We start from the raw sequence: 22115 nt of genomic DNA, 5'->3' as shown, positions 1-22115 counted from the left end.
CAGCGCGGGCGCGGCGTTGCTGCCAGCGTCCGTCTATCTTGCGCCGCGTTGATCTGCCCGCGGGGGGATCAACTGGCGCATTAGCGCTCTTTCCTTCCCGCAAGAATCGCGTGAAACGCCTGCATATCAAGTGGTTTGATGAAATGGTAGTCAAAGCCCGCTTTCTTCGACAGCACCAGATCGTTTCCTTGCCCATACCCTGTCAGCGCGATGAACATGGCGCCCGCATTGCCAGGCTGCGCGTGCAGACGGCGTGACAGTTCGTAACCGTCCATGTCGGGCAAGCCGATGTCGAGAATGTAGATATCGGGCGGCTCGGCCAGCGCCAGGGCGAGCGCGCGATGCGGCTCGCTGGCCACCTGCACCGCATGCCCTTGCGCTACCAGCAGCGCGCGCAACGATTCGGCCGCATCGACGTTGTCGTCCACGATCAAGAGCCGGGCCGGGCGCACGGGCTGCGCCACGGGTGGTGCCGCCTGCGCAGTGACGGGCTGGCTGGCGCCGCGCAAAGGCAGCGTGATGGTCAGGCGGCTTCCCTTGCCTGCGCCATCACTGTCGGCGGTGACGGTCCCGCCATGCAGGGTTACGATACTTTTTACCAATGTCAGCCCCAGTCCCAGGCCGCCTTGCGCGCGGTCGGGCGTGCGCGCACCTTGCGTGAACAGGTCGAAAATGTGCGGCAGCAAGCCCGGCTCGATGCCGGAACCATTGTCGGTCACGGTGATGCGGGCATGTGCGCCTTCGCTTGCGAGCACCAGGCCGATCTGGCCACCCTGGCTGGTGTACTTGGCTGCATTGTTTAGCAAATTGGCGACCACCTGCACCAGGCGGGTGCGGTCGCCACACACGGTCAGGCCTGCGGGACCGGCGTCCAGATGCAGATGGTGCTGGCGCAAGTCGATCAGCGGGCGCGCCTGCTCAATGGCGCTGATGACCATGGCGTTCAGATCAACGGGGTGCTGTTCCAGTTCGATTTGTCCACGCGTCACGCGCGACACATCAAGCAGGTCGTCCACCAGTGCTGTCATGTGGTGTACCTGGCGCGTGATGATGTCGCTGACCTGCTCGATGCGGGCCGGGTCGCTCTTGCCCAGCTTGAGCAGATACGCCGCCGAGGCAATGGGCGCGAGCGGATTGCGCAGCTCGTGCGCCAGCATCGCCAGAAACTCGTCCTTGCGCGAGTTCATTTCGCGCAGTTCCACTTCGGCACGCTTTTGCGCATCGATGTCGGTGCAGGTGCCCATCCAGCGGATGATGGCGCCATGCTCGTCATGCACCGGCAAGGCGCGCCCCAGCACCCAGCGATATTGGCCCGAATGGTGGCGCAGGCGATACTGGATTTCATAGGTTTCGCCGGTGGCCAGCGAATGCGCCCAGCGCTCGCGGGCATGGGCCTGGTCGTCCGGGTGAAAAATGCCGTTCCAGCCGGCGCCGTCGGTCGAACCGCGTGGCACACCGGTGTACTCGTACCACTGCTGATTGAAGTAGTCGTGATTGCCATCGGCCAGGGTCGACCAGACCATCTGCGGCATGGCATTGGTGATCGTGCGGAATTTGGCTTCGCTCTCGATCGAGGCCTGGGTAACGCGGCTGCGCTCGATCGACTCCCAGCAGCGGCTGGCCACCAGTTCGAGCAGCTTGATTTCCTGCGCCTGCCACATGCGCGGCGCGTTCTGATGCAAGGCCATACCGGCGACAAAGCGCCCTTCTTTCAACACCGGTACGCTGATCACGGCGCGAATAGCAATCTGGCGGTAAGCGTCGCGTACATCCGCGACGCGCGCATCGGACTCGGTGTCATTGACCACGTACGGCAGCCCAGCTTCGCTCAGCTGCACAAACGCCGCGCCAAAATTGTCGCTGCGGTATTGACCGACGATGCTGGGCACGCCATTGACGTAGTCGCCAGTGACTGTGAAGGTACCCTGCTGCTGATCGACATGGGCATAGGCGCAGCGCTGCACGCCCAGAAAGCGTCCCAGCATGGCTGCTGCCGTCTGGGTGATTTCCTGGGGCGCGAGCAAGCCACGGATGGCGTCATCCAGGGCCAGCAGGAAACGGTACATGTCCAGCTCGCTGAGGGGACAGGATTCAAGGTCGGGCGGTCTAAGCATGCGTGGCGTGAAGGTCGGGAAAACCGGCGCTGAACCGGGCTGCCCGGCTTGCTTGCCGACTGGCAATTGCCGGCAGGCCGCCCGGGGAACCTCGAATTCTACGCGACGCAGCGGTCGCGGCCGTTGGTTTCTGGCACAAGCGCCTGGGCCGACGGCGCCAGCCAACACGGCCGCGGCGTGTCAGGCCGTCTGCAGCAAGGGCACTGCCGCAAAGTCCAGCGGCACGTCGAATGCCACGTTCACATAATTGGTGAAGATATTGAGCGCGACATGGGCCAGGATCTCGACGATTTGCTCGTCGCCATAGCCTGCCGCGCGCAAGCTGGCCACGTCGGCCTCGCTCACCTGCCCGCGGCGTTCCACCAGCTTGCGCGCAAAGTCGAGTGCCGCAGCCACGCGCGGATCGCTGGACTGGCCCGCCTGCGCCGCCGTCAGCTGCTGCGCCGTGAGTCCGGCCCCCTTGCCCAGCGCCGTATGCGCGGCCAGGCAGTAGGTGCACTGGTTCTGCTGCGCGACAGCGACGGCGATCTGCTCGCCCAATTGGGCGCCCAGGGTGCCTTTGCCCAGTGCGCCGAACGCGCCCCACATGGCGCCCAGCGCGGCGGGCGAATTGGCGACGGCCTTGAACATATTCGGGGTGGCGCCGAAGCCAGCCTGGATCTGCGCCAGAATCGCTGCGCGGGTGCCGCTGGTGGTGGCGGGATCGATCAAAGGAATGCGGGTCATGGAAAGCCTTTCGTGTCAGTGGATCAGTGATCCGTTGTGGTTGATGCCGGTTGCATGTGCCGACAAGAGCCATTTTCTGCGTAAAGGCTGAACTAAAGGTATCATTACATCGCTAAAACATACCAAATCGTCCAATATGACAATGCCGCCCGACCGTTTATCCGCCCTGCTGGAGCGCTTTCGCGTGCGCACCCACTTGTTCCATGCCGGTCCGCTGTGCGGCGTGGACAAATTCGAGGCCGTGCCAGGGCGCGGTTTTTTGCACCTGCTGCGGCGTGGCGAAATGGCGGTGACCCACCATGCGCGCGACGGGGTGCTGCGCAAACTGGCCATTCGCGAGCCGACGCTGCTGTTTTATCCGCGCCCACTGACGCATACCTTCCACAACGCGCCGGTTGGCGGATCCGATTTCGTCTGCGCCGCCGTCAATTTTGCCGACGACGGCGAGCACCCCATCGTGCGGGCGCTGCCGCCACTGATTGTCATTCCGCTGGCCCAGGTGGACGGTCTGGAAGATGCACTGACGCTGCTGTTCGGCGAAGCTGAACGCGCGCGCTGCGGCCAGCGCCTGCTGGCCGACCGCCTGTTTGAAGTGGTGCTGGTGCAGCTGCTGCGCTGGATGCTGGACCATCCGGAGGAATGCGGCATTTCACAAGGCATGATGGCGGGCCTGGGCGACCCGGCCCTGGCGCGCGCGCTGACCGCGCTGCACGAAAAACCGGGCCAGCCATGGACCCTGGAATCGATGGCGCAGCAAGCGGGCATGTCGCGCAGTGCTTTTGCGGTGCGCTTCAAGGACGTGGTGGGCAGCACCGCTGCCGACTATCTGACCGACTGGCGGCTGGCGCTGGCCAAAGCGCGCCTGCGCCGTGGCGACGCGGTCAAGCTGGTGGCCGACCAGCTGGGCTACGCAAATGCGTCTGCCCTGTCGCGCGTGTTTGCGCAGCGGGTCGGCATGTCGCCACGGGCGTGGCTGGCAACGCTGCCGGCTGGCGCATGACCTTGCACAGGCACGACGCATCACCAGGTCAATTAGCCGCAGCGCCGCCCCAGGTCCTGCAGTTTGAGCGCCCAGTCCGATACTTTGTCAGGCCGGGCGTTGCCCACCATGCCGATCAAGGTGTGCCGCACGGGCTTGATGCCGACAAACAGCAGGACATTGCGCTTGAGCGATTTGATGCTGTGGGCACGAAAATACAAGCGATACAGCAGCGCCGGCATGCCCATGGTGACCACCACGCGCGCCGACCGCCCGGCCAGCGGCTTTTTGTTCAGCGGTTTGTCACCGGCAAAGGCAAAGCCGGGCCGTGCAACCTGCTCGAGAAACCCCTTGAACAAGGCCGGCATGTCGCCCAGCCACAAGGGGAAGAAGATGACCATGTGCTGTGCCCAGACGATATCGTTCTGTGCGGTGAGCAAACCTTGCGGCAAGGCGCCCTTCTCCCACTCGTGCTGGCTGCGCAACAGAGGGAAATCGAGCTCGGCGACGGTGGTGCGGCGCAGTTCGTGGCCTGCTGCGGCCGCGCCGTTGGCGTAGGCATCGGCCAGCGTGTGACACAGATGATCCTGGCATAAATCAGGATGCCCCTGAATCAGCAGGATGCGCTTGGCCATGCCACTCTCCCGTTCACCGCACCTGATTCAGACAGCGCGGTGGCGGGCATGGTTCCGTCAGGGCGTCGCGTCGGCCTGAACAGACGGATGGGCGGCGGCAAATGCAGGCAGCTCGCGCAGCGCGGCGTCGATGCGCACAATGATCGGATACGGGGTCATATCGATGTTGAAGCGCACCGCATTGAACACCTGCGGCACCAGGAAGCAGTCGGCAATGGTCGGGCTGTCGCCATGGCAGAAACGGCCCAGTTCGGCAGAGTCTGCCAGCTGAGCTTCCAGGGCGGCAAAGCCTTCCTGCACCCAGTGCGTGTACCAGGCATTCTTGGCGTCCTCGCTCAGGCCTGCCTGATTCACCAGGTAACGCAGCACGCGCAGGTTGTTAATCGGGTGGATGTCGCAGCCGATCATCAGCGCCAGCGCGCGCACCCGCGCGCGGCCAAGCGCGTCGCGCGGCAGCAGCGGCGCCAGCGGATGGACTTCGTCCAGGTATTCCAGAATCGCCAGCGACTGCGTCAGCGTGACGCCATCGTCCTGCAAGGCCGGCACCAGGGCGCTGGGATTGATGGCCCGGTATGCGGGCTGGAGCTGCTCGCCGCCGTCGCGCACCAGATGCACCGGAATCGATTCGTAACCGAGCCCCTTCAGATTGAGGCCGATGCGCACGCGGTAGGCGGCGGAACTGCGGAAGTAGTCGTACAGTTTCACGTTGCCCGCTCCTGGTAATGCCTGACCGGCTGATCGATCGCACCAAAGATGCTGGCGCCGGCCGCGTCGAACATCTCGATGCGCACGCTGTCGCCAAAGCACAGGAAGGACGTTTTGGGCGCGCCCTGCTCAATCGTTTCGTACATCCGCACTTCGGCCAGGCAGCAGTAACCCACGCCGCCGTTGTCGATGCTGGAACCATGCAGGTCGCCCTGCTTGTTGGACACCGTGCCGGAACCAATGATGGTGCCGGCAGCCAGCTCGCGCGTGCGCGCCGCGTGCGCCACCAGCTGGGCAAAATTGAAGGTCATGTCGACGCCCGCATTCGGGCAGCCAAACGGGCGGCCATTGACCTGCACGTTCAGCGGCAGGCACAGTTTGCTGTCCTGCCAGTCGGCGCCCAGTTCATCGGGCGTCACGCACACCGGCGAAAACGCGCTCGCGGCCTTGGACTGGAAGAAGCCGAAACCCTTGAGCAGTTCGGCCGGAATCAGGTTGCGCAGCGAGACATCGTTGACCAGCATGACCAGGCGAATGGCGGCCGCGCTTTGCTCCACGCTGGCGCCCATCGGCACGTCGCCGGTGATGACCGCCACTTCCGCTTCGAGATCGATGCCCCAGTCCTCGGACAAGGCCCAGATCGGGTCGCGCGGGCCGATGAAGGAATCCGAACCGCCCTGGTACATCAAGGGATCGGTATAGAAGGAGGCAGGCACGTCGACATTGCGCGCCTTGCGCACCAGTTCCACGTGGTTGATGTAGGCCGAGCCGTCTGCCCACTGGTAGGCGCGCGGCAGCGGCGAGTGGCACAGCGCCTCGTCGAAGGGCTGGGCATCCCAGGTGGCGTTGTCGTTCAAGGCCAAGTACACGGCTTGCAGGCGTTCGGCCACCATGTCCCAGTTGTCGAGTGCGAACTGCAAGGTGGCGGCGATTTTTGGCACCTTCTGGTAGCGTGTCAGGTCACGGCTGACGACCACCAGCGCGCCGTCGCGGCTGTCGGTCTTGAGTGTTGCGAGCTTCATGTTCAGTCCTTGGTTTTTTCGTGCATCCAGGCTGCGTGCTTGGGTGCTTTGCGGGTCTGGGCCCACTCGTTGAGCATGTCCCATTTGACGTCGTCGAGCTTTTGCTTCATTTCTTCGGTGGCGGTATTGCAGGCCAGTTCGAGGCGGTGCCCGTTGGGGTCAAAGAAGTAGATCGACTTGAAGATGGTGTGATTGGTTGGTCCCAGCACATCGATGCCGGCGGCGACCAGACGCTCCTTGGCCGCCAGCAGCGCCTCCATCGAGTCCACTTCCAGCGCCAGGTGCTGAACCCAGGCCGGGGTGTTTTCATCGCGGCCCATGCCCGGCTGCAGCGGCAGCTCGAAGAAGGCCAGCACATTGCCGTTGCCGGCGTCGAGGAACACGTGCATGTAGGGATCGTAAGCGCCGGTGGACGGTACTTCGTCTTCGGCGATGGCCAGCACGAAGTCCATGTTCAGGTGCTTGACGTACCACTCGACCGTTTCCTTGGCGTCCTTGCAGCGGTAAGCCACGTGGTGAATGCGTTGAATTTTCATGCTGTCCTCCAGTTCGATCCCACTATTAGAAGGCAAAACGAACTATCATACAAACAATATTTTTCAAGCGAATTATCGGATTATCCAATGAATCCCACGTTACGCCAGATGCGCGCCCTGGTGGCCCTGGCCCGCACCGGCAGCTTTACCCTGGCAGCCGAATACATGCACGTCACCCAGTCGGCACTGTCGGGCCTGATCAAGGAGCTGGAGCAGACGCTCGGCATTCGCGTGGTTGACCGCAGCACCCGCAAGATCGCCCTGACCGAGGTGGGGCGCGAACTGACGCCGCTGTTTTCAAAAATGATCGATGATCTCGATGGCGCCCTGCTCGACATCGCCAACCAGTCGCAGCTGAAAAAAGGCGTGGTGCGCATCGCCGCCCCGCAGCTGATGTCGTGCACGCTGCTGCCCCAAGTGATTGCCGGCTACCGCGCGGCCCATCCGGAGATCCAGGTGCGCCTGGTCGATTGCGCAGTCGAGAATGTGACGGCGCGCGTGCAGAGCGGCGAAGTGGATGTGGCGGTGGGGCCGGAGCGCGCTGCCAGCGCGCAGATCGATGCAGCGGTCCTGTTCGAGATGCCCTTCGTGCTGGTATTCCCGCAGGATCACCCGCTGCAGGCACGCGACCGCGTTACCTGGTCTGACCTGTCGGATCATCCGCTCATTGCGCTGCAGGGCCAGTTCACCGAGCGCCTGCTCAGCGACATGCACAGCTCCCTGCGCGACATCTCGCTCAACCCGGCCAACGAAGTGACGTTCATGACGACAGCGCTGGCGATGGTCAGCGCCGGCCTTGGCGTGACGGTCTGCCTGCCCTACGCCGAACCGCTGGTGCGCTTGCATCAGCTGCACATGCGCCAGCTGCACGAGCCGGCCCTGACGCGCCGCTTTTTTGTGTACCGGCGTCAGAACCGTTCGCTGTCGCCGGCAGCCGAAAGCTTCATCCGCTACCTGTTCAAGTGCGTCGAGGCCCACGACTGGAATATCCCGCCGCCTTTATAATGGCCGCTGGACCGAAGCAGAGATACCGGAACAGAGATACCTATGTCGCACAACACGATCGCCATCAATCAGCAGATGGACACCTTCGACGGTCACCACAGCGTCTGGCTGTTCGGCTATGGCTCGCTGATCTTCAAGGCGGACTTCCCGTTCATCGAGCGGCGCGCTGCCAGCATCCGCAACTGGTCGCGCCGCTTCTGGCAGGGCTCGCACGACCATCGCGGTACTGAAACCGCACCTGGCCGCGTGGTCACGCTGGTGCAGGACGCAGGCGCCGAATGCTACGGCATGGCTTACCTGATCACCCCTGAAGTATTCACCCATCTCGATCATCGCGAAAAGAACGGTTACCTGCGCCTGGCGACCGACATTTTTTTCGAGGATGGCGACAGCGCCCTGGGCCTCGTCTACATTGCGACCGAGGACAACGAGGCTTTTCTGGGCGCCGCAACCGAGCTTGATATCGCCTTGCACATCGCGCGTGCGAGCGGCCCGTCCGGCCACAATCGCGACTACCTGTTTGACCTGGCCGATGCGCTGCGCGAACTGGGCAAGGACGACGCGCACGTGTTCACCATCGAACAGCATTTGCGCCAGCTGCCTTCCACGTAAAGCAGCTGGTCGCCACTTGCTTGTCTGCGTGGGCAGCGCGCACGCAAATGGCACGCCGTGGTATTGCTACGAAAACAGATCGAACTGACCGGTGGCATTCCCACATTGCTTGCGCGACGCCGGGGGCACCACCTGCGGCCGTTTGAATTGGGACACATCGAGCTCGGCAAACCGCCCGCTGGTCAGATGCATGCCCAGTCGCTTGACCGTTTTGTCGAAACGCTGGCGTATCAGGTCGGCCCACACGCCCTCGCCGTGCATGCGCGTGCTGAAATCGCTGTCGTAATCCTTACCGCCGCGCATGTCGCGCACGCGGTTCATGACGCGCTGCGCACGCTCGGGGAAGTGCGCCTCCAGCCATTGCTGGAACAAAGGATTGACTTCCCATGGCAAACGCAGCACCACGTAATGGGCGCTGACGGCGCCCGCTTCGCGCGCCGCTTCCAGCACACGTTCGAGCTCGGGCTCGGTCACGAAGGGGATGACCGGTGCCACGCTGACGCGCACGGGGATGCCGGCCTCGGCCAGCGTGCGGATGGTGCGCAGGCGCCTTGCAGGGGCTGCTGCGCGCGGCTCGAGCGTGCGCGAAATGGCCGGGTCCAGCGTGGTCAGCGTAATGGCGGCAATCGCCTGCCCCTTGGCAGCCATGGGCGCCAGCAAATCGAGATCGCGCTCGATCAGCGAGGACTTGGTGATCAGCGCAACCGGGTGGGCGCAGTCGTGCAGCACTTCCAGTACCCGGCGCGTGATGCGCAGCTCGCGCTCGCACGGCTGGTAAGCGTCGGTGTTGACGCCAATGGCAATGGGTTCGGGGCGATAGCCTGCCTTGGCCAGTTCCTGGCGCAGCAGGTCGGGCGCGTTGACCTTGGCGAACAGGCGGCTTTCGAAATCCAGGCCGGGCGACAATCCCAGATAGCTGTGCGTGGGCCGCGCAAAACAGTAGACGCAGCCATGCTCGCAGCCGCGATACGGATTGAGCGATACATTGAACGGGATGTCAGGCGAACTGTTCCGGGTGAGGATGCTCTTGGCGAACTCGTCAGTGACCTGGGTTTTGAACGGCAGCGGCGCATCCTCCTCGCGCGCCCAGCCGTCGTCAACCGCTTCACGGCTGTTGACCTCGTACCTGCCCTGCAAGTTGGACACCGCTCCCCTGCCCTTTTGCGCGGACAACGGCCGCGGCGGCAGCATGACGCGCTCTTCGGACTGATCGTTGGGGTCGGACACGCTCTCACCTGCATACTGTATGAATATACAGTAGTGTACATCGGCGCCCGCGCCAGTTCAAGCGCCCCTTTTCTAGCGTGCCAGCGTCCCGCCCGTGTTCTGGTAACAGGCAACAAATCGCCCGAAACTGTCCAGCAAGGGTGCATACCGCGCAGGCGCATTTTCCAGTTGCGCCAGCGCGTGGCAGCTCGCCTCCAGCGTCGACAGCTGATTCGGGGCATGTGCCTTGCGAATCAGATAATTCGAGGGCGGTGGCGCGCGCAAGGGCAGGCGCGGCAAGGCTTGCAGTTGTGGATTCAGATACAGCATCTTGCGGCTTTTGCGCCACGTTGCGTCCAGTACCACCAGCAAGATCCGCGTTGGATCCGCCGTTAGGCCGGGCGCAAGCGGTGCCGGAGATGCCAGGCCCAGCGCCGCTTCCCCAGCCAGTTCCGGGTACAGCAGCAGCGCGCTGCGTCCTTCCTGCGTGAGCAAGGCATGCAGCGTGTCGGCAGCGAAGGTTTCGCCCGCCACCAGCATCGATCCGGCCACACTCAAATGCAGCAGCCGGGCGCTGCCCTTGGCATGCGCCACTTCCATCGGATGCTGAAGTATCAACAAGCGTGCCTGGCTGACAACGGGCGCAATCCAGGCACAAATGCAGGCCGACTGCGGACGCTGACATTGCGCGCAGATGGCGCGCGCCGGGAGAGGGGCATGAGCGGACAAACAAGCTTTCAAGGGTGGCGTGGCCGCATGTTACCAACAAAACCACGGGAGCATGAACAGCCTGCTAACGCTTGTGGAAATGGTGCGCAGTTTTTTCAATTTTGTTGCCCGAAATTAGCAATCCAGTATTGCTCTGCAAAATACTCCTGCATAGAATCGATACATTCCTTTCGGCAATCCAATCCATCGGGAGCCTCATCATCGTTACCAAGTTCTCATCGCGCGTGCGCCGGTTTGCGCACAGTGTGGCCAGCATTTCCCTCGCCTGCTTGTGCTTCACCCCGTTGTTGGCAGTCGAGCAAGAACTGGCCATCGATGCCCGTCTGAATGAACAAATCATCATGGTTCCGGCCGGCAGCGATGGCCAGGCGCGTCTGCAGACCACGGTGTTCCGCCCCAACGGCCCTGGCCCCTTCCCGCTGCTGATCATCAACCACGGGAAAGACACGGGCGAACCCCAATATCAGCAGCGCGACCGCTTCATTTACATGGCCACGGCCTTCGTCAAGCGCGGTTATGCCGTGCTGGTGCCGATGCGCCAGGGCTTTGCCAATTCCAGCGGCAGCTACGCCAATCACGGTTGCAATATGACCGCCAACGGCCAGGCGCAAGCCGACGATGTGCTGTCGACCATTGCCTTTGCACGCCAGCAGAAATGGATCGACAGCGACCGCATTGTCGTGGCCGGCCAGTCGTATGGTGGTCTGGCAACCATCGCCCTGGGGACGCGCGACGTACCCGGCGTACGCGGCCTGATCAATTTTGCCGGCGGCCTGCGCGACGATGGCGCCGGCTGCGACTGGCGCGGCGAGCTGGTGCAAGCGTTTGCCAACTATGGCGCCAACAGCAAGGTGCCCAGCTTGTGGATGTATGGCGTGAATGATTCCCTGTTCGGCCCTGATCTTGTCAGCCGCATGTATGGCGCGTATGTGGGCCAGGGCGGGCATGCGCGCCTGCACGAATTTGGTGTCTTCAAGCGTGATTCGCATGGCATGATTGCCAGCCGTGACGGTGAAAAAATCTGGTGGAAGGAAACCGAGCCTTTCCTGCGCGAAGTGGGCATGCCGACGGAAGAAAAGTATGCCGTGATCACCCCGCCGCCCCTGCCGAAAACCAATTTTGCGCGGCTCGATGACATTGCTGCCGTACCCTATCTGCAAGCGAGCGGGCGCGAAGCCTATCGCGAGTATTTGGCGCGAATGACGCCGCGCGCCTTTGCCGTCTCGCCCACGGGCGACTGGTGCTGGGCCGAAGAAGGGGAAAATCCCGATGCGCGCGCGCTGGAAACCTGCGGCAAGAAAAGCAATCAGCCCTGCAAGCTGTACTCGGTGGATGACTATGTGGTGTGGCAAGGCAGCACGCCGGTTGATACGGCGGCCACGGCAGTGGGTGGCAGCGGTCAGGTCGGCAGTCCCTGATACAGATTTTTTAAACCGATGTTTAGCCCGGTGCAAAGCCGGGCTGTCGTTCTTGCCTAAAAATGGTGGCGCCCTCCATTACCGGAAGTACGCCATGTCTCTACGCACTATTGCATTGGCCGCCTGCCTGCTGGCCTGCTCACAACCGGCCGCGGCCGCAAACAATTTCCCCATCGTTCTGGTGCACGGCTTTCTCGGTTTCGGGCCGGAACAATACAAACGCACCGGCTTCAAATACTGGGGCGGTTTCGATGACATTGCCGAGCACATGCGCCAACAGCGCGGCCAGCACGCCATTCTGGTCGCCTCGGTCGGGTCGATCAGTTCCAGCTGGGACCGCAGTGCCGAGCTGTATTATCAAATCAAGGGCGGCTGTGTCGACTACGGCAGCGTGCACAAGGCGCGCGCCGAACACACGGCCGAGCGCCGCCCGGCGGGCAAGTGCTGGGCCACCGACCCGTCCCACAATCCCGAAAATTATCCGCTGGCCCTGTACCCGGCCTGGGATGCCAGCCATCCCGTGCACCTGCTGGGCCATAGCCAGGGCGGGCAAACCATCCGCGCGCTGATCCAGTTGCTGGAAAACGGCTCGCCGCATGGCGACGAAGGCGGCGGCGAACTGTACAAAGGCGGCAAGATCGGCTGGGTCGTCAGCGCCACCACGCTGGCCGCCCCGCACGATGGCACCAGCCTGCGCGATGCGATGGGCAATTTCGGGCCGCACATCGCCCAGTTGGCCGCAGGAATCGGCGCCATTGCCAGCGCTGGCGGCGTCGGCCAGACGCTGGACTTTCAGCTGCAGCAGTTCGGCATTGAACGCCATCCCAACGAACCGGACAGCAGCTACCTGGAACGGGCCATGGCCTCGCCCTTCTGGAATCAGGATAATTTCGACTCGGCCCAGTGGGAAATGGGGCCGGACGGCGCGCGCGAATTCAACGCCTGGGTCAAGACCTCGCCCCATGTCTACTACTACTCGGTGGCCAATACCGGCACCGAGGCCGGTGCACTGTGCTGCAACGACACCGATCGCGGCATCGCCTTTTTCCAGCGCCAGAAGTACCAGTACCCACGGCGCGACATGGCGCCGCTGACCAAACCGTATGCCGGCGAATGGATCGTGCCTTCGATCGGCCGCCATGGCCTGGGCGCGTACACGCAGTCCGATCCGGCGCGGGTCATCGTCGACAGCCGCTGGTTTCCCAACGATGGGGTGGTCAACACGGTCAGCATGCGCGCACCGGCCGGGCAGCCAGTGCGTGACTACGACGGCGTGTCGGTCAAGGGCAGCTGGAATTTCCTTGGCACGCACCGCACCTACGACCATTTCGACATGATCGGCTGGCCCAAGTCAGGGCCGCGGGTGTATCCGATCTATGACTCGATCGCCGCCATGCTGTACGCGCTGTAAGCAGCACGCGCGCTAGGCGCGCTCGGACCAGGCCTGCAACTGCGCCACGCTGGCGGTCACGCCACCGCACACAATCACCAGCACGTTGTGGCAGCCATCCAGCTGGGGCACGGCGCCATACACGGCGGCCAGCGCCGCGCCGCAGGCCGGTTCCACCACGACGCGCTGATCGTCCATGAAGCGGATGCAGGCCGCTACCGCGGCGGCGTCGCTCAGCACCACGCTGCGCACGCCGTGCGTGCGCGCCTCGTTGAACGCCTGTTGCGCCACCTGGCGCGCACCGAGCGAGGTGGCAATGCTGGCAATGGCCGGCAAGACGATTCGTTCGCCAGCTGCCATGGCCTGGGCCAGCGAATCGGCACCGGCCGTCTCGACGGCAATGACAGGCAACTTCTCCCAGCCATTGCGGCGCAAGCCCTGCAGCACCCCGCACAACAGCCCCCCGCCACCGACCGACAACACCACGGCGTCGGGCACCACACCGGCACGGCGTACTTCGTCGATCATGCTGGCGTGCCCCTGCCACAGCAACGGGTCATCAAAGGGATGGATAAAGGCATCCTGCTCCCCTACCAGCGACAGGGCATGGGCATTGGCTTCCTGGAAGCTGGCGCCGTGCACGATGACCTTGGCCTGCTCGCGCGCGATCAGGGCGCGGGCGCGCTCACTGGTCGTTTCGGGCACCACCACCAGCACTGGCACACCCAGGCGGCGCCCCGCATAGGCGGCGGCAATGCCCGCGTTGCCGCCCGAGGAACTGATGAAGCGGCGTGCGCCGCGCTGCACGTACTGTTCGCACGCGTAGCCAATGCCGCGGATCTTGAAGGACCCTGGCGGCTGCAGCGCTTCCATCTTGAGCCAGACCTTGCGTTGTGCGCTTGCCAGTGCGCCTGATTCAATCAGCGGGGTTTCAATATGCAGTGCCATGCCTTGTCCGTCTTTAAAGTTGGTCCAGCCGCGCGCGCAGGCCGGCTGCCTGTGTGCGGATCCCGTCGCGCGCCTGCTCGTCCATATTGTGCAGATTGCGGTACACCATCGCCAGCCGCTGATTGCCTTGCAGGCGCTCGGCATTGCGATCGAAAAAATCCCAGTACAGCGCGTTGTAGGGGCAGGCATCCGGCCCCAGGCGCGCCTTCTTGTCGTAGCGGCAGCCCTTGCAATAGTCGCTCATGCGGTCGATGTAGGCTGCGCTGGACACATACGGCTTGGTGGCCAGCAGGCCGCCATCGGCAAACTGGCTCATGCCGATCGTGTTGGGCGCTTCCACCCATTCAAAGGCGTCGATGTACACCCCCAGGTACCACTGGTGCACCTGGGCCGGGTCCAGCCCGGCCAGCAAGGCGAAATTGCCGATCACCATCAGGCGCTGAATGTGATGGGCATGGGCGTCGTCAAGCGACTGGCCAATCGCATGCCGCATGCAGTTCATGCTGGTTTTGCCGTCCCAGAACCAGGACGGCAGCGCCAGCGTGTGGCCGAACACATTGTGCTGCTCGTAGCCGGGCATGTGGGCCCAGTACACGCCGCGCACGTATTCGCGCCAGCCCAGAATCTGGCGGATGAAGCCTTCCACCGCATGCAGTGGCGCGTGGCCGGCGCGCCAGGCGTCTTCGGCTTCGGCAATCACTTCACGTGGATGCAGCATCTTGGTATTGAGCGCAAACGAGAGCATGGAATGGAACAGGCGCGACGCCTTGCTGCTCATGGCATCCTGAAAGTCGCCAAAATGCGGCAGCCCATGCTGGATGAAGGCGTCCAGGTGGGTCAGCGCCTGTTCGCGGTCCAGCGGCCATACGATGCGCGCCGCATCGGGGCGGCCAAAGCTGCCCACGCCAGCCTGGCAGATGGTGTCCCACAAGGCCGTGTGATCGTGCTGAATGCGGGTGTCGTGCGGCTCGGGCGGCGTGCCGCGCCAGGGCTTGCGATTGTCGTGGTCAAAATTCCACTGGCCGCCAGCGGGCTTGTTGCCCGGCTCGACCAGCACCTTGTGCACCAGGCGCATCTGCCGATAGAAGTACTCCATCAGCCATTGCTTGCGGTCGGCAAAGATGCGCTGCGCCTCGTCGCGCGCGGTCAGAAAATGCTCGCTGTCGACCATGCGCGCAGGCCCGGGCCAGGCATCGGCATAGGCCGCCAGCTGCTGGTCCAGGCGCCATTCGTCGGGCGCCTGGTATTCAAATGCGCTGGCCTGGTAGTGGGCGCGCAGCCAGTCCAGATTGGCCGGCAGCGCCTGCAGGTTGGCCGGATCGTCAATGGCCAGATAATGCACGCGGTGCCCGCGCTGCGACAGGGTGCGGGCCAGCGCGCGCATGCCGGCAAACACGGCGATGATCTTTTGCGCGTGATGATGCACGTAGTCGGTTTCCTGGCGCACTTCCATGAGGGTGTAGACGACGTCGTCGCGCACTGTGTCGAACCAGCTGTGCACAGGGTTGAGCTGGTCGCCCAGAACCAGGCGCAGGATGGTCACGCGCGTTCCTCGGAGCGCACCACGCGGTTGCGCCCTTCCGCCTTGGCCTGATACAGGGCGCGGTCGGCGCGCGAGAGCAGCGCCGAGGGGCTGTCGGCACTGCCACGCCCGCCCGCACAGGCCACGCCAATACTGATGGTCAGCTCGATGGTGCGATCGCCGTCGTCCAGGCGCAGCGCTGCAATCGAGGCGCGCAGGCGCTCGGCCACGTCGCAGGCCCGGTCCAGCCCTGTTTCGGGCAGCAGGACCACGAACTCCTCCCCGCCGAAGCGGGCCACCGAATCGATGCCGCGCAAGTCGACCGCCAGCGCAATCGCCACTGCCACAATGGCACGGTCGCCGGCGTCGTGGCCAAAACTGTCGTTGACGTTCTTGAAGTGATCGATATCGACCATCAGCAGCGACAGCGGATTGCCGGTGCGGCGCGTGCGTTCGAGTTCCGCATTGATCTGGCTGGTCATGCGGCGCCGGTTGCCAATGCCAGTGAGGGCATCGGTGGTCACTTGCTGTTCCAGTGCGCTGTTGGCCGCCTGCAGCTCCAGCGTGCGCTGGGCCACCGCGTCTTCCAGTTGCTCGCGCTCGCGCCCAAGGGCATCCATGGCGCGGCGGCGGCCGCGCAGCGCCAGCATCAGCGCTGAAATCAGCAGCGCCTGCAAGGCGATGAGCGAGATGCCGCCAATGATCTGCCAGCGGTACAGATCCCACACGCTGCGCTCGGCATTGAGCCAGTGCACGCCTTCCAGCTCCGTCATGCCGAAGCGGCGCGCCAGCGGGTAGTCAAAAATGGTGGTCTGCACCTGGGCCAGGTCGGCTGGCTGGCCCTTGACCAGGCGTCCGATCGCGCGCCCCACGCGCTCGCCACTGACCACGTAGCCACCCACGATGCCCGGCACGATCAGGGAATCGACGTAGGTATAGACCGGCACATGCGCGCTGGCGGCGAGCTTGCGCGCCACCACTGCCGGCATGCCGGGCGCGCCCTCGCTGTCGGCGTAGGTCGGGAACATGTAAATGGCGCTGTCGGGGCCGAGGGTTGCCGCGCGCTGATACAGCTGCGCGAAACTTTGGCGGTCCCAGAATTCGAAGGCGATGCGCCCCGCATATTGCGGGGCCACGGCGCGCACGCCGTTGATCCATTCCTGCCCGCGTGGCGTGGGGTCACCGACCACCACGATGCGTTTGACGTCGGGCAGCGAGCGCGGAATGACGGCAATGGCGCGCTCGAAATCGAAGTCGATTTCCATGCCGGTGCCATCGGCCGGCTTCCAGCCGCGGCGGCCATGGTTTACATAAAAGCGGGCCACACCGGGAAACAGGTCGGGATGCTCGCTCAGGAAGCGGCAAGCCTGGTAGTTTTCGGCGATGACAGCGTCGAAGCGCAGACCGGCGTACTTGGTCTGCAGATAAGGCGCCATGGCGGCCAGCGCTGCCGATTCGCCCACGCGCACGCCGTTGAGCCGCTCATCAAATACCTCCGGCACATCCGTGCCCTGCCCGCCACCGACTTCGTGCGCGATGCCGGCGTTCAGGCGTGATTGCCAGGCCGAGGCCGAATCGGAACCGAGCGAATACAGCACCAGCACCTGGCGCCTGGCTGGGTCGGCCGAGGCTGGCATTGCGACGCACAGCAGCGCCAGCAAGGTGACGGCGAAGGTCGCATGCAAGGAACGAAATCTCGGCAAAAGCATCGGGCCACGCGCTCGAACAAGGAGAGCAAAGTGTAGCATGCCCGTCAGACCGGAACAGCCTCCCAGCGTGCCGCCGCCAGGCCCTGCAGCAGCGCACCAAGCTCGGCGCTGTCCACCGGCTTGACCAGATGATGCTGGAAGCCCGCTTCGGCCGTCTTGCGGCGGTCCTGCTCCTGGCCATAGCCGGTGATGGCAATGAGCGTCGCGCCTTCCATCCCGGGCAGCGCACGCAGCGCCCGTGCCAGCTGGTAGCCATCCATGCCGGGCAAGCCGATGTCGAGCAGGCAGACATCGGGCGCTTCGACTGCCACCCGCGCCAGCGCCGCCTCGGGCGTGTTTTCGGTGCTCACGCTGTAGCCGCTCTGCTCGAGCAGCATCGAGAGCATGCAGGCCGCGTCGGGGTTGTCGTCGACGACCATGATGCGCATCGGCCGTTGCGGGCCGGGCACGTCCGCCTCGACCGGCAATGCGGCAAGCTCTGGGCCGGCGCACAACAGCGGCAGGGTGAGCGTGAAGGTGCTGCCCTTGCCCCGGCCTTCGCTGGCCGCGCTGACCTGGCCGCCATGCAGTTCCGCCAGACTCTTGACTACTGCCAGGCCGACGCCCAGCCCGCCCTGCGCGCGGTCGGCGCTGCGCTCGCCCTGGGTGAACAGGTCGAACACGCGCGGCAGCAGGTCCGGTTCGATGCCGATACCGTTGTCGCGCAGGCGCAAATGCACGTGCGTGTCGTCGTACTGCATCGACAGGTCGATGATGCCGCCTTCGGGCGTGTACTTGGCCGCGTTGCCGAGCAGGTTGGTCAGCACTTGCACCACGCGCTTCTGGTCGCCCATGATGCGCACCGGGTTGGCCGGCAGCTCCACGCTCAGCTGGTGGCGCCGCGTCAGCATCAGCGGGCGCACCTGTTCCAGCGCGTCGCCAATGATGCGGTGCAGGTCCTGCGGCTGCTGCTCGGTCGAAATCAGCCCGCGCGTGACGCGCGAGACGTCGATCAGATCGTCCACCAGACCGGTGATGTGACCGACCTGACGGATGATGATGTCGGTGATTTCTGCCAGCCGCTGCTCGCTGTGGCGCACGTGGCGCAGCAGCTGCGCGGCCGAGCTGATGGGCGCGAGCGGATTGCGCAGTTCGTGCGCCAGCATGGCCAGGAATTCATCCTTGCGGCGGTGCGCGTCGCGCAAATCCTCCTCGGCGCGGATGCGGTCGGTCACGTCAAGCGTGACGCCGCGCACTGAAAATGGCTTGCCTTCGGCGTCGCAGCGCACTTTGCCGCGAATGTCCAGCCACAGCATGCGGCCATCGTCGGGCCGGCGGAAGCGCACGATCTCGCGGTAGCCGCCGCACTCGGCGATGGCACGTTCGCGCTCGCTGCGCAGACGCGCCGCGTCTTCCGGGTGAATCGATTCGCTGATGACGTCGATATTGCCTTCGCTGCGCCCCAGCACCAGTTGTGCATTGTCGGAAAACACCATTTTGCGGGTGCCAATCTCCCAGTCCCACACCATCATCTGGGCTGCATTCATGCCTTCGGACAGGCGCTCGGCGCTTTCCATCTCGGCCAGCTGGGCGGTGTGAGCGTCGGTCACGTCGTGGCCCTGCACGAAAATGCCGCTGACGCGCCCCTCCTTGTTTTTCATGGGCTGGTACAGCACATCGATGAAGCGCTCGATCAAGGGACCGTTCGGGACCGGCTGCAGCTGTACCTTGAGGTTGCGCCCGACGAAGGGTTCGCCGGTGCTGTAGACGCCGTCGAGCAAGGCGTCATAACCTTGACCGCTCACCTCGGGCAAGGCTTGCCACACGGGTTTGCCGATCAATTCGCGGTGCCCCACCAGTTGGTAATACGCCTGGTTCACCATCTCGAACACATGGCGCTCGCCGGAAAGCACCGCGATGAAGCCGGGCGCCTGGTTGAACAGGCCGCGCAAATGGCTGCGCTCGTCGTTGACGATGCGCATCATCGCTTCATGCATCTGGGCCTGGTAGAAATGGTCGGGCCGCTCAGCCAGGCGCGGCGCCTGCGCCACTGAAGCGACGTGCGAATCACGGTCGAAGCGGTAAAGCTCCGTCACTTCGATCGAGTTCTGCATCACGAAGGCCGTCTGCCCGTCAGGGCCCGCGACCGGCGTGTGCACCGTACTCCAGTAACGCTCATCGAACACGGTACCGTCGGCCGTTTCGCGCGCGATCGCATAACGCACGAAGGCAATGGTGTGCGGCTGTCCCGTTTCAAAGGCGCGCAGGATCGAATCGCGCACCAGGCCAATGCCAGTGGAAGCGGGATCGTCCGGATTGTCCGGAAACGCGGCGAACAGATACTGGCCGCGCAGATCGACGCCGACGCGGCCCAGAATGCGCAGATAGGCGTCATTGGCAGCGACAAAATTCAGGTCGCGGTTCACCACCATGTGGGGATAGGGAGAGGCGCGGAACAGCGCTTCGAAATCAGGGGCTAGGCTCATCGACGAATTGTCGCACGAACAACAAGTTTTCCATCACACATCAGCGCATTTCACGCGAACCGTGCGGAACATTTCGTTGTGATTAAAGTACAATTCCGTTTTTGAAATTTGCGGCCCTGATCCCGCCGCAAACCGTAAATACCGATGAACGAGGCCACCCCCGAGACTGTCGATCTGGACTTGTCGCTGTGCGACAAAGAACCGATCCGAACCCCCGGCAGCATTCAGCCGCATGGCTTTCTGCTATCCCTCACCAAAGAGTTGCTCCTGCTTCAAGCCAGCGAGAATTTGTCCACCCTGACCGGCATCGACGCCGCCAGCGCCATCGGCCAGCCGCTGGCCGCGGTCATCGGTGCCGACAATGGCGCGCAACTGGCCCGCCATGTGGCACAAGCGGAAATCGGCCAGCGCCCTGTCTTTTTGTGCCACATCACGCTGGCCAATCAAGGCCAGTTCAATGTGCTGGCGCATTACTACGACAGCGCCCTGCTGCTGGAATTTGAAGCCATTCCGACCGCCGGCACGTCCGATCTGCGCCAGTTGTACCGTCGCGTCAGCGACTTTCTGCTGAAACTGAACGAGGCCGCCACGGTCGAGGAAATGAGCCGCCTGGCGTGCCAGGAAATTCGCGCCATCACCGGCTTCGGGCGCGTGATGGCGTATCAATTTGACGCCGACGGCCACGGCCAGGTACTGGCCGAATGCCGCGACGAGGCCTACCACAGCTACCTGGGCCAGCGCTTCCCGGCCAGCGACATCCCACGCCAGGCACGCGAGCTATACATGCTCAACCGGATCCGCCTGATCCAGGATGCCAACTACACGCCGGCACGCCTGGTGCCGCCCCTGAATCCGATCACGGGCGCACCCAACGATCTGTCGTTCGCATCCCTGCGCAGCGTCTCGCCCATCCATCTCCAGTACATGCGCAACATGGGCACACTGGCGTCGATGTCGGTGTCGCTGATGGTCAAGGGCAAGCTGTGGGGTTTGATTTCATGCCACCATGCCACGCCGTGTGCGGTGCCCTTCGATAACCGCACCGCCTGCGAGCAGCTGGGCCAGATCCTGGCCATGTGCATTGCCGCGCGCGAAGATGCCGACGAACTGACCTTCCGCCTGGACGTGCGGCGCGTGATGGTCTCGATGCTGGCCGGCCTGACCCAAAGCGCCGACTTCACCGACAACATCACTGCCGTGTTCCCGCAACTGCTGCACTTTGCGCGCGCTGGCGGGGCCGCGGTCCTGTTTGACGACCGCCTGCTGACCTATGGTGACGCGCCCGCCGAAGCTGACATCCGGGCCCTGGTCGGCTGGCTCGACCTGAACTCGCACGAAGACCTGTTCCACACCGACCATCTGGCCGGGGTGTACGCGCCGGGCGCGGCCCTGACCGCCAACGCCAGCGGCGTGATGGCCATGCCGATCTCGCGCATCCACAAGCACTACCTGCTGTGGTTCCGGCCCGAAGTGGTGCACACCATTGACTGGGCCGGCAGCCCGTACGACAAGCCGGCCGGCGGCAGCCAGGCGGCCCAGCTGTCACCGCGCCAGTCGTTTGCGGCATGGCGCGAGACCATCCATGGCACCAGCGCGCCCTGGCACAGCGGCGAAATAGAAATGGCGCTCGAATTCCGCAGCGCCCTGATCGGGATTGCACTTGAACGCGCCGAGCAGATGGCCGAGCTGGCCGAAGAACTGGGGCGCGCCAACAAGGAGCTGGAAGCGTTTTCGTATTCCGTCTCGCACGATCTGCGCGCGCCGCTGCGCCACATTGTCGGCTTTTCCGATCTGCTGCTGGACGCGGCCGGCAACGACAGCCTGGACAAACGCCAGCGCTTCCTAAAGAACATCAAGGATTCCGCGCGCCTGGCCGGCAAGCTGGTGGACGACCTGCTCAGTTTTTCGCAAATGGGCCGGGCGGCCCTGCGCCCCACCAGTTTCCCCATGCGCGACATGGTCAACTCGTGCATGGACAAGCTCTCGATCGACATGCGCGGGCGCGATATCCACTGGGACATCGGCGAGCTGCCGACCATGCGCGCCGACCCCAATTTCCTCCAGCTGGCGCTCTACAATCTGATGTCGAACGCGGTCAAATTCACCGGCCAGAAAGACAAGGCCGAAATCCGCATCAGCGCCAGCGAAAACGACGCCGAATGGATCGTCTCGGTGGCCGACAACGGGGCCGGCTTCAATATGGATTACGTCCACAAGCTGTTTGGCGTGTTCCAGCGCCTGCACCGCATGGAAGACTTCCAGGGCACCGGCATCGGCCTGGCCAATGTGCGCCGCATCATCGAGCGCCATGGCGGCCGGGTGTGGGCCGAATCGCGTCCTGGCGAAGGCGCCACCTTCTCATTCAGCATCCCCAAAGAACCACAAAGTTAAGGC

18 protein-coding genes are annotated in these 22115 nt (G+C 64.0%); 6 read left to right on the top strand and 12 right to left on the bottom strand.

Translation table 11 applies throughout. The features are described 5' to 3' along the window. Positions 1–80: 80 nt before the first annotated feature. Together BUC24_RS04815 and BUC24_RS04810 are read right to left on the bottom strand one after the other, a co-directional pair. Complete coding sequence (locus BUC24_RS04815) at positions 81–2066, bottom strand: ATP-binding protein (protein ID WP_073212965.1); 1986 nt, start codon at positions 2064–2066, stop codon at positions 81–83. A gap of 228 nt (positions 2067–2294) precedes the next feature. After that, positions 2295–2840, bottom strand: coding sequence for a carboxymuconolactone decarboxylase family protein (locus tag BUC24_RS04810; protein ID WP_073212964.1), 546 nt, complete (start codon positions 2838–2840; stop codon positions 2295–2297). 136 nt (positions 2841–2976) lie between these two features. Between BUC24_RS04810 and BUC24_RS04805 the strand changes: the two genes are divergently transcribed. Continuing rightward, complete coding sequence (locus BUC24_RS04805) at positions 2977–3840, top strand: AraC family transcriptional regulator (RefSeq protein ID WP_073212963.1); 864 nt, start codon at positions 2977–2979, stop codon at positions 3838–3840. A 32-nt stretch (positions 3841–3872) separates the two neighbouring features. Here BUC24_RS04805 and BUC24_RS04800 read toward each other — a convergent pair whose 3' ends face one another. Genes BUC24_RS04800 through BUC24_RS04785 form a run of 4 tightly spaced genes read right to left on the bottom strand, consistent with a single transcriptional unit; the run spans position 3873 to position 6717 of the window. Beyond that, positions 3873–4454, bottom strand: a complete 582-nt coding sequence (locus BUC24_RS04800; RefSeq protein ID WP_073212962.1) for an NAD(P)H-dependent oxidoreductase — start codon at positions 4452–4454, stop codon at positions 3873–3875. Between the two features lie 57 nt (positions 4455–4511). Continuing rightward, complete coding sequence (maiA, locus tag BUC24_RS04795) at positions 4512–5159, bottom strand: maleylacetoacetate isomerase (RefSeq protein ID WP_073212961.1); 648 nt, start codon at positions 5157–5159, stop codon at positions 4512–4514. Next, positions 5156–6181 (bottom strand): fumarylacetoacetate hydrolase family protein, encoded by a 1026-nt coding sequence (locus tag BUC24_RS04790; RefSeq protein ID WP_073212960.1) that lies wholly within the window; start codon positions 6179–6181, stop codon positions 5156–5158. Before BUC24_RS04790 ends, maiA begins: the two co-directional genes overlap by 4 nt. Positions 6182–6183: 2 nt before the next feature. Then, positions 6184–6717 carry a VOC family protein gene (locus BUC24_RS04785; RefSeq protein ID WP_073212959.1) on the bottom strand — a complete coding sequence of 178 codons (534 nt, stop codon included), beginning with the start codon at positions 6715–6717 and terminating at the stop codon, positions 6184–6186. A gap of 87 nt (positions 6718–6804) precedes the next feature. On the opposite strand from BUC24_RS04785, the gene BUC24_RS04780 reads away from it, so the two are divergent. Next, positions 6805–7722, top strand: a complete 918-nt coding sequence (locus BUC24_RS04780; protein ID WP_073212958.1) for a LysR family transcriptional regulator — start codon at positions 6805–6807, stop codon at positions 7720–7722. 42 nt (positions 7723–7764) lie between these two features. Beyond that, entirely contained in the window at positions 7765–8334 is a 570-nt protein-coding gene (locus BUC24_RS04775) for a gamma-glutamylcyclotransferase (protein WP_073212957.1), read from the top strand. Positions 8335–8400: 66 nt separating this feature from the next. Here the strand turns inward: BUC24_RS04775 and BUC24_RS04770 are convergent, their stop codons facing one another. Both BUC24_RS04770 and BUC24_RS04765 read right to left on the bottom strand, forming a co-directional pair. Then, complete coding sequence (locus BUC24_RS04770; RefSeq protein WP_073214796.1) at positions 8401–9525, bottom strand: PA0069 family radical SAM protein; 1125 nt, start codon at positions 9523–9525, stop codon at positions 8401–8403. 108 nt (positions 9526–9633) lie between these two features. Then, on the bottom strand, positions 9634–10269 hold the full coding sequence (locus tag BUC24_RS04765) for a tRNA-uridine aminocarboxypropyltransferase (protein ID WP_073212956.1): 636 nt from the start codon (positions 10267–10269) through the stop codon (positions 9634–9636). 245 nt (positions 10270–10514) lie between these two features. Here BUC24_RS04765 and BUC24_RS04760 point away from each other — a divergent pair, with 245 nt between their 5' ends. Both BUC24_RS04760 and BUC24_RS04755 read left to right on the top strand, forming a co-directional pair. Continuing rightward, a complete protein-coding gene (locus BUC24_RS04760) occupies positions 10515–11687 on the top strand; it encodes a dienelactone hydrolase family protein (RefSeq protein WP_229448031.1) in 1173 nt (390 codons plus the stop codon). Positions 11688–11781: 94 nt separating this feature from the next. After that, a complete protein-coding gene (locus BUC24_RS04755) occupies positions 11782–13098 on the top strand; it encodes an esterase/lipase family protein (protein WP_073212955.1) in 1317 nt (438 codons plus the stop codon). Positions 13099–13110: 12 nt separating this feature from the next. Here the strand turns inward: BUC24_RS04755 and BUC24_RS04750 are convergent, their stop codons facing one another. The 4 genes from BUC24_RS04750 to BUC24_RS04735 all read right to left on the bottom strand — a co-directional run bounded on the left by BUC24_RS04750 (position 13111) and on the right by BUC24_RS04735 (position 19721). Continuing rightward, the gene (locus BUC24_RS04750) at positions 13111–14025 is read right to left on the bottom strand and encodes a pyridoxal-phosphate dependent enzyme (protein WP_073212954.1); all 915 of its coding nucleotides are present in this window, start codon (positions 14023–14025) and stop codon (positions 13111–13113) included. Positions 14026–14038: 13 nt separating this feature from the next. After that, a complete protein-coding gene (locus tag BUC24_RS04745; protein ID WP_073212953.1) occupies positions 14039–15568 on the bottom strand; it encodes a cryptochrome/photolyase family protein in 1530 nt (509 codons plus the stop codon). Continuing rightward, positions 15565–17232, bottom strand: a complete 1668-nt coding sequence (locus BUC24_RS04740) for a diguanylate cyclase (RefSeq protein ID WP_229448030.1) — start codon at positions 17230–17232, stop codon at positions 15565–15567. Before BUC24_RS04740 ends, BUC24_RS04745 begins: the two co-directional genes overlap by 4 nt. A 68-nt stretch (positions 17233–17300) precedes the next feature. Beyond that, complete coding sequence (locus BUC24_RS04735) at positions 17301–19721, bottom strand: hybrid sensor histidine kinase/response regulator (protein ID WP_083598706.1); 2421 nt, start codon at positions 19719–19721, stop codon at positions 17301–17303. A gap of 144 nt (positions 19722–19865) precedes the next feature. Between BUC24_RS04735 and BUC24_RS04725 the strand changes: the two genes are divergently transcribed. After that, the gene (locus tag BUC24_RS04725; protein ID WP_073212952.1) at positions 19866–22112 is read left to right on the top strand and encodes an ATP-binding protein; all 2247 of its coding nucleotides are present in this window, start codon (positions 19866–19868) and stop codon (positions 22110–22112) included. Positions 22113–22115: the final 3 nt, after the last annotated feature.

This window comes from Massilia sp. CF038 (assembly GCF_900129765.1).
Taxonomy (GTDB): Bacteria; Pseudomonadota; Gammaproteobacteria; order Burkholderiales; family Burkholderiaceae_D; genus Telluria_A.
Note: the sequence above shows the minus strand (reverse complement) of the source record. Positions and strands in the feature narration are given on the sequence as shown.

Excerpts from the sequence above, each read along its gene's own strand:
- BUC24_RS04815 (WP_073212965.1), bottom strand. The coding sequence starts at position 2,066 with ATGTACCGTTTCCTGCTGGCCCTGGATGACGCCATCCGTGGCTTGCTC.
- BUC24_RS04810 (WP_073212964.1), bottom strand. The coding sequence starts at position 2,840 with ATGACCCGCATTCCTTTGATCGATCCCGCCACCACCAGCGGCACCCGC.
- BUC24_RS04805 (WP_073212963.1), top strand. The coding sequence starts at position 2,977 with ATGACAATGCCGCCCGACCGTTTATCCGCCCTGCTGGAGCGCTTTCGC.
- BUC24_RS04800 (WP_073212962.1), bottom strand. The coding sequence starts at position 4,454 with ATGGCCAAGCGCATCCTGCTGATTCAGGGGCATCCTGATTTATGCCAG.
- BUC24_RS04790 (WP_073212960.1), bottom strand. The coding sequence starts at position 6,181 with ATGAAGCTCGCAACACTCAAGACCGACAGCCGCGACGGCGCGCTGGTG.
- BUC24_RS04785 (WP_073212959.1), bottom strand. The coding sequence starts at position 6,717 with ATGAAAATTCAACGCATTCACCACGTGGCTTACCGCTGCAAGGACGCC.
- BUC24_RS04780 (WP_073212958.1), top strand. The coding sequence starts at position 6,805 with ATGAATCCCACGTTACGCCAGATGCGCGCCCTGGTGGCCCTGGCCCGC.
- BUC24_RS04775 (WP_073212957.1), top strand. The coding sequence starts at position 7,765 with ATGTCGCACAACACGATCGCCATCAATCAGCAGATGGACACCTTCGAC.
- BUC24_RS04770 (WP_073214796.1), bottom strand. The coding sequence starts at position 9,525 with ATGCTGCCGCCGCGGCCGTTGTCCGCGCAAAAGGGCAGGGGAGCGGTG.
- BUC24_RS04755 (WP_073212955.1), top strand. The coding sequence starts at position 11,782 with ATGTCTCTACGCACTATTGCATTGGCCGCCTGCCTGCTGGCCTGCTCA.
- BUC24_RS04750 (WP_073212954.1), bottom strand. The coding sequence starts at position 14,025 with ATGGCACTGCATATTGAAACCCCGCTGATTGAATCAGGCGCACTGGCA.
- BUC24_RS04735 (WP_083598706.1), bottom strand. The coding sequence starts at position 19,721 with ATGAGCCTAGCCCCTGATTTCGAAGCGCTGTTCCGCGCCTCTCCCTAT.
- BUC24_RS04725 (WP_073212952.1), top strand. The coding sequence starts at position 19,866 with ATGAACGAGGCCACCCCCGAGACTGTCGATCTGGACTTGTCGCTGTGC.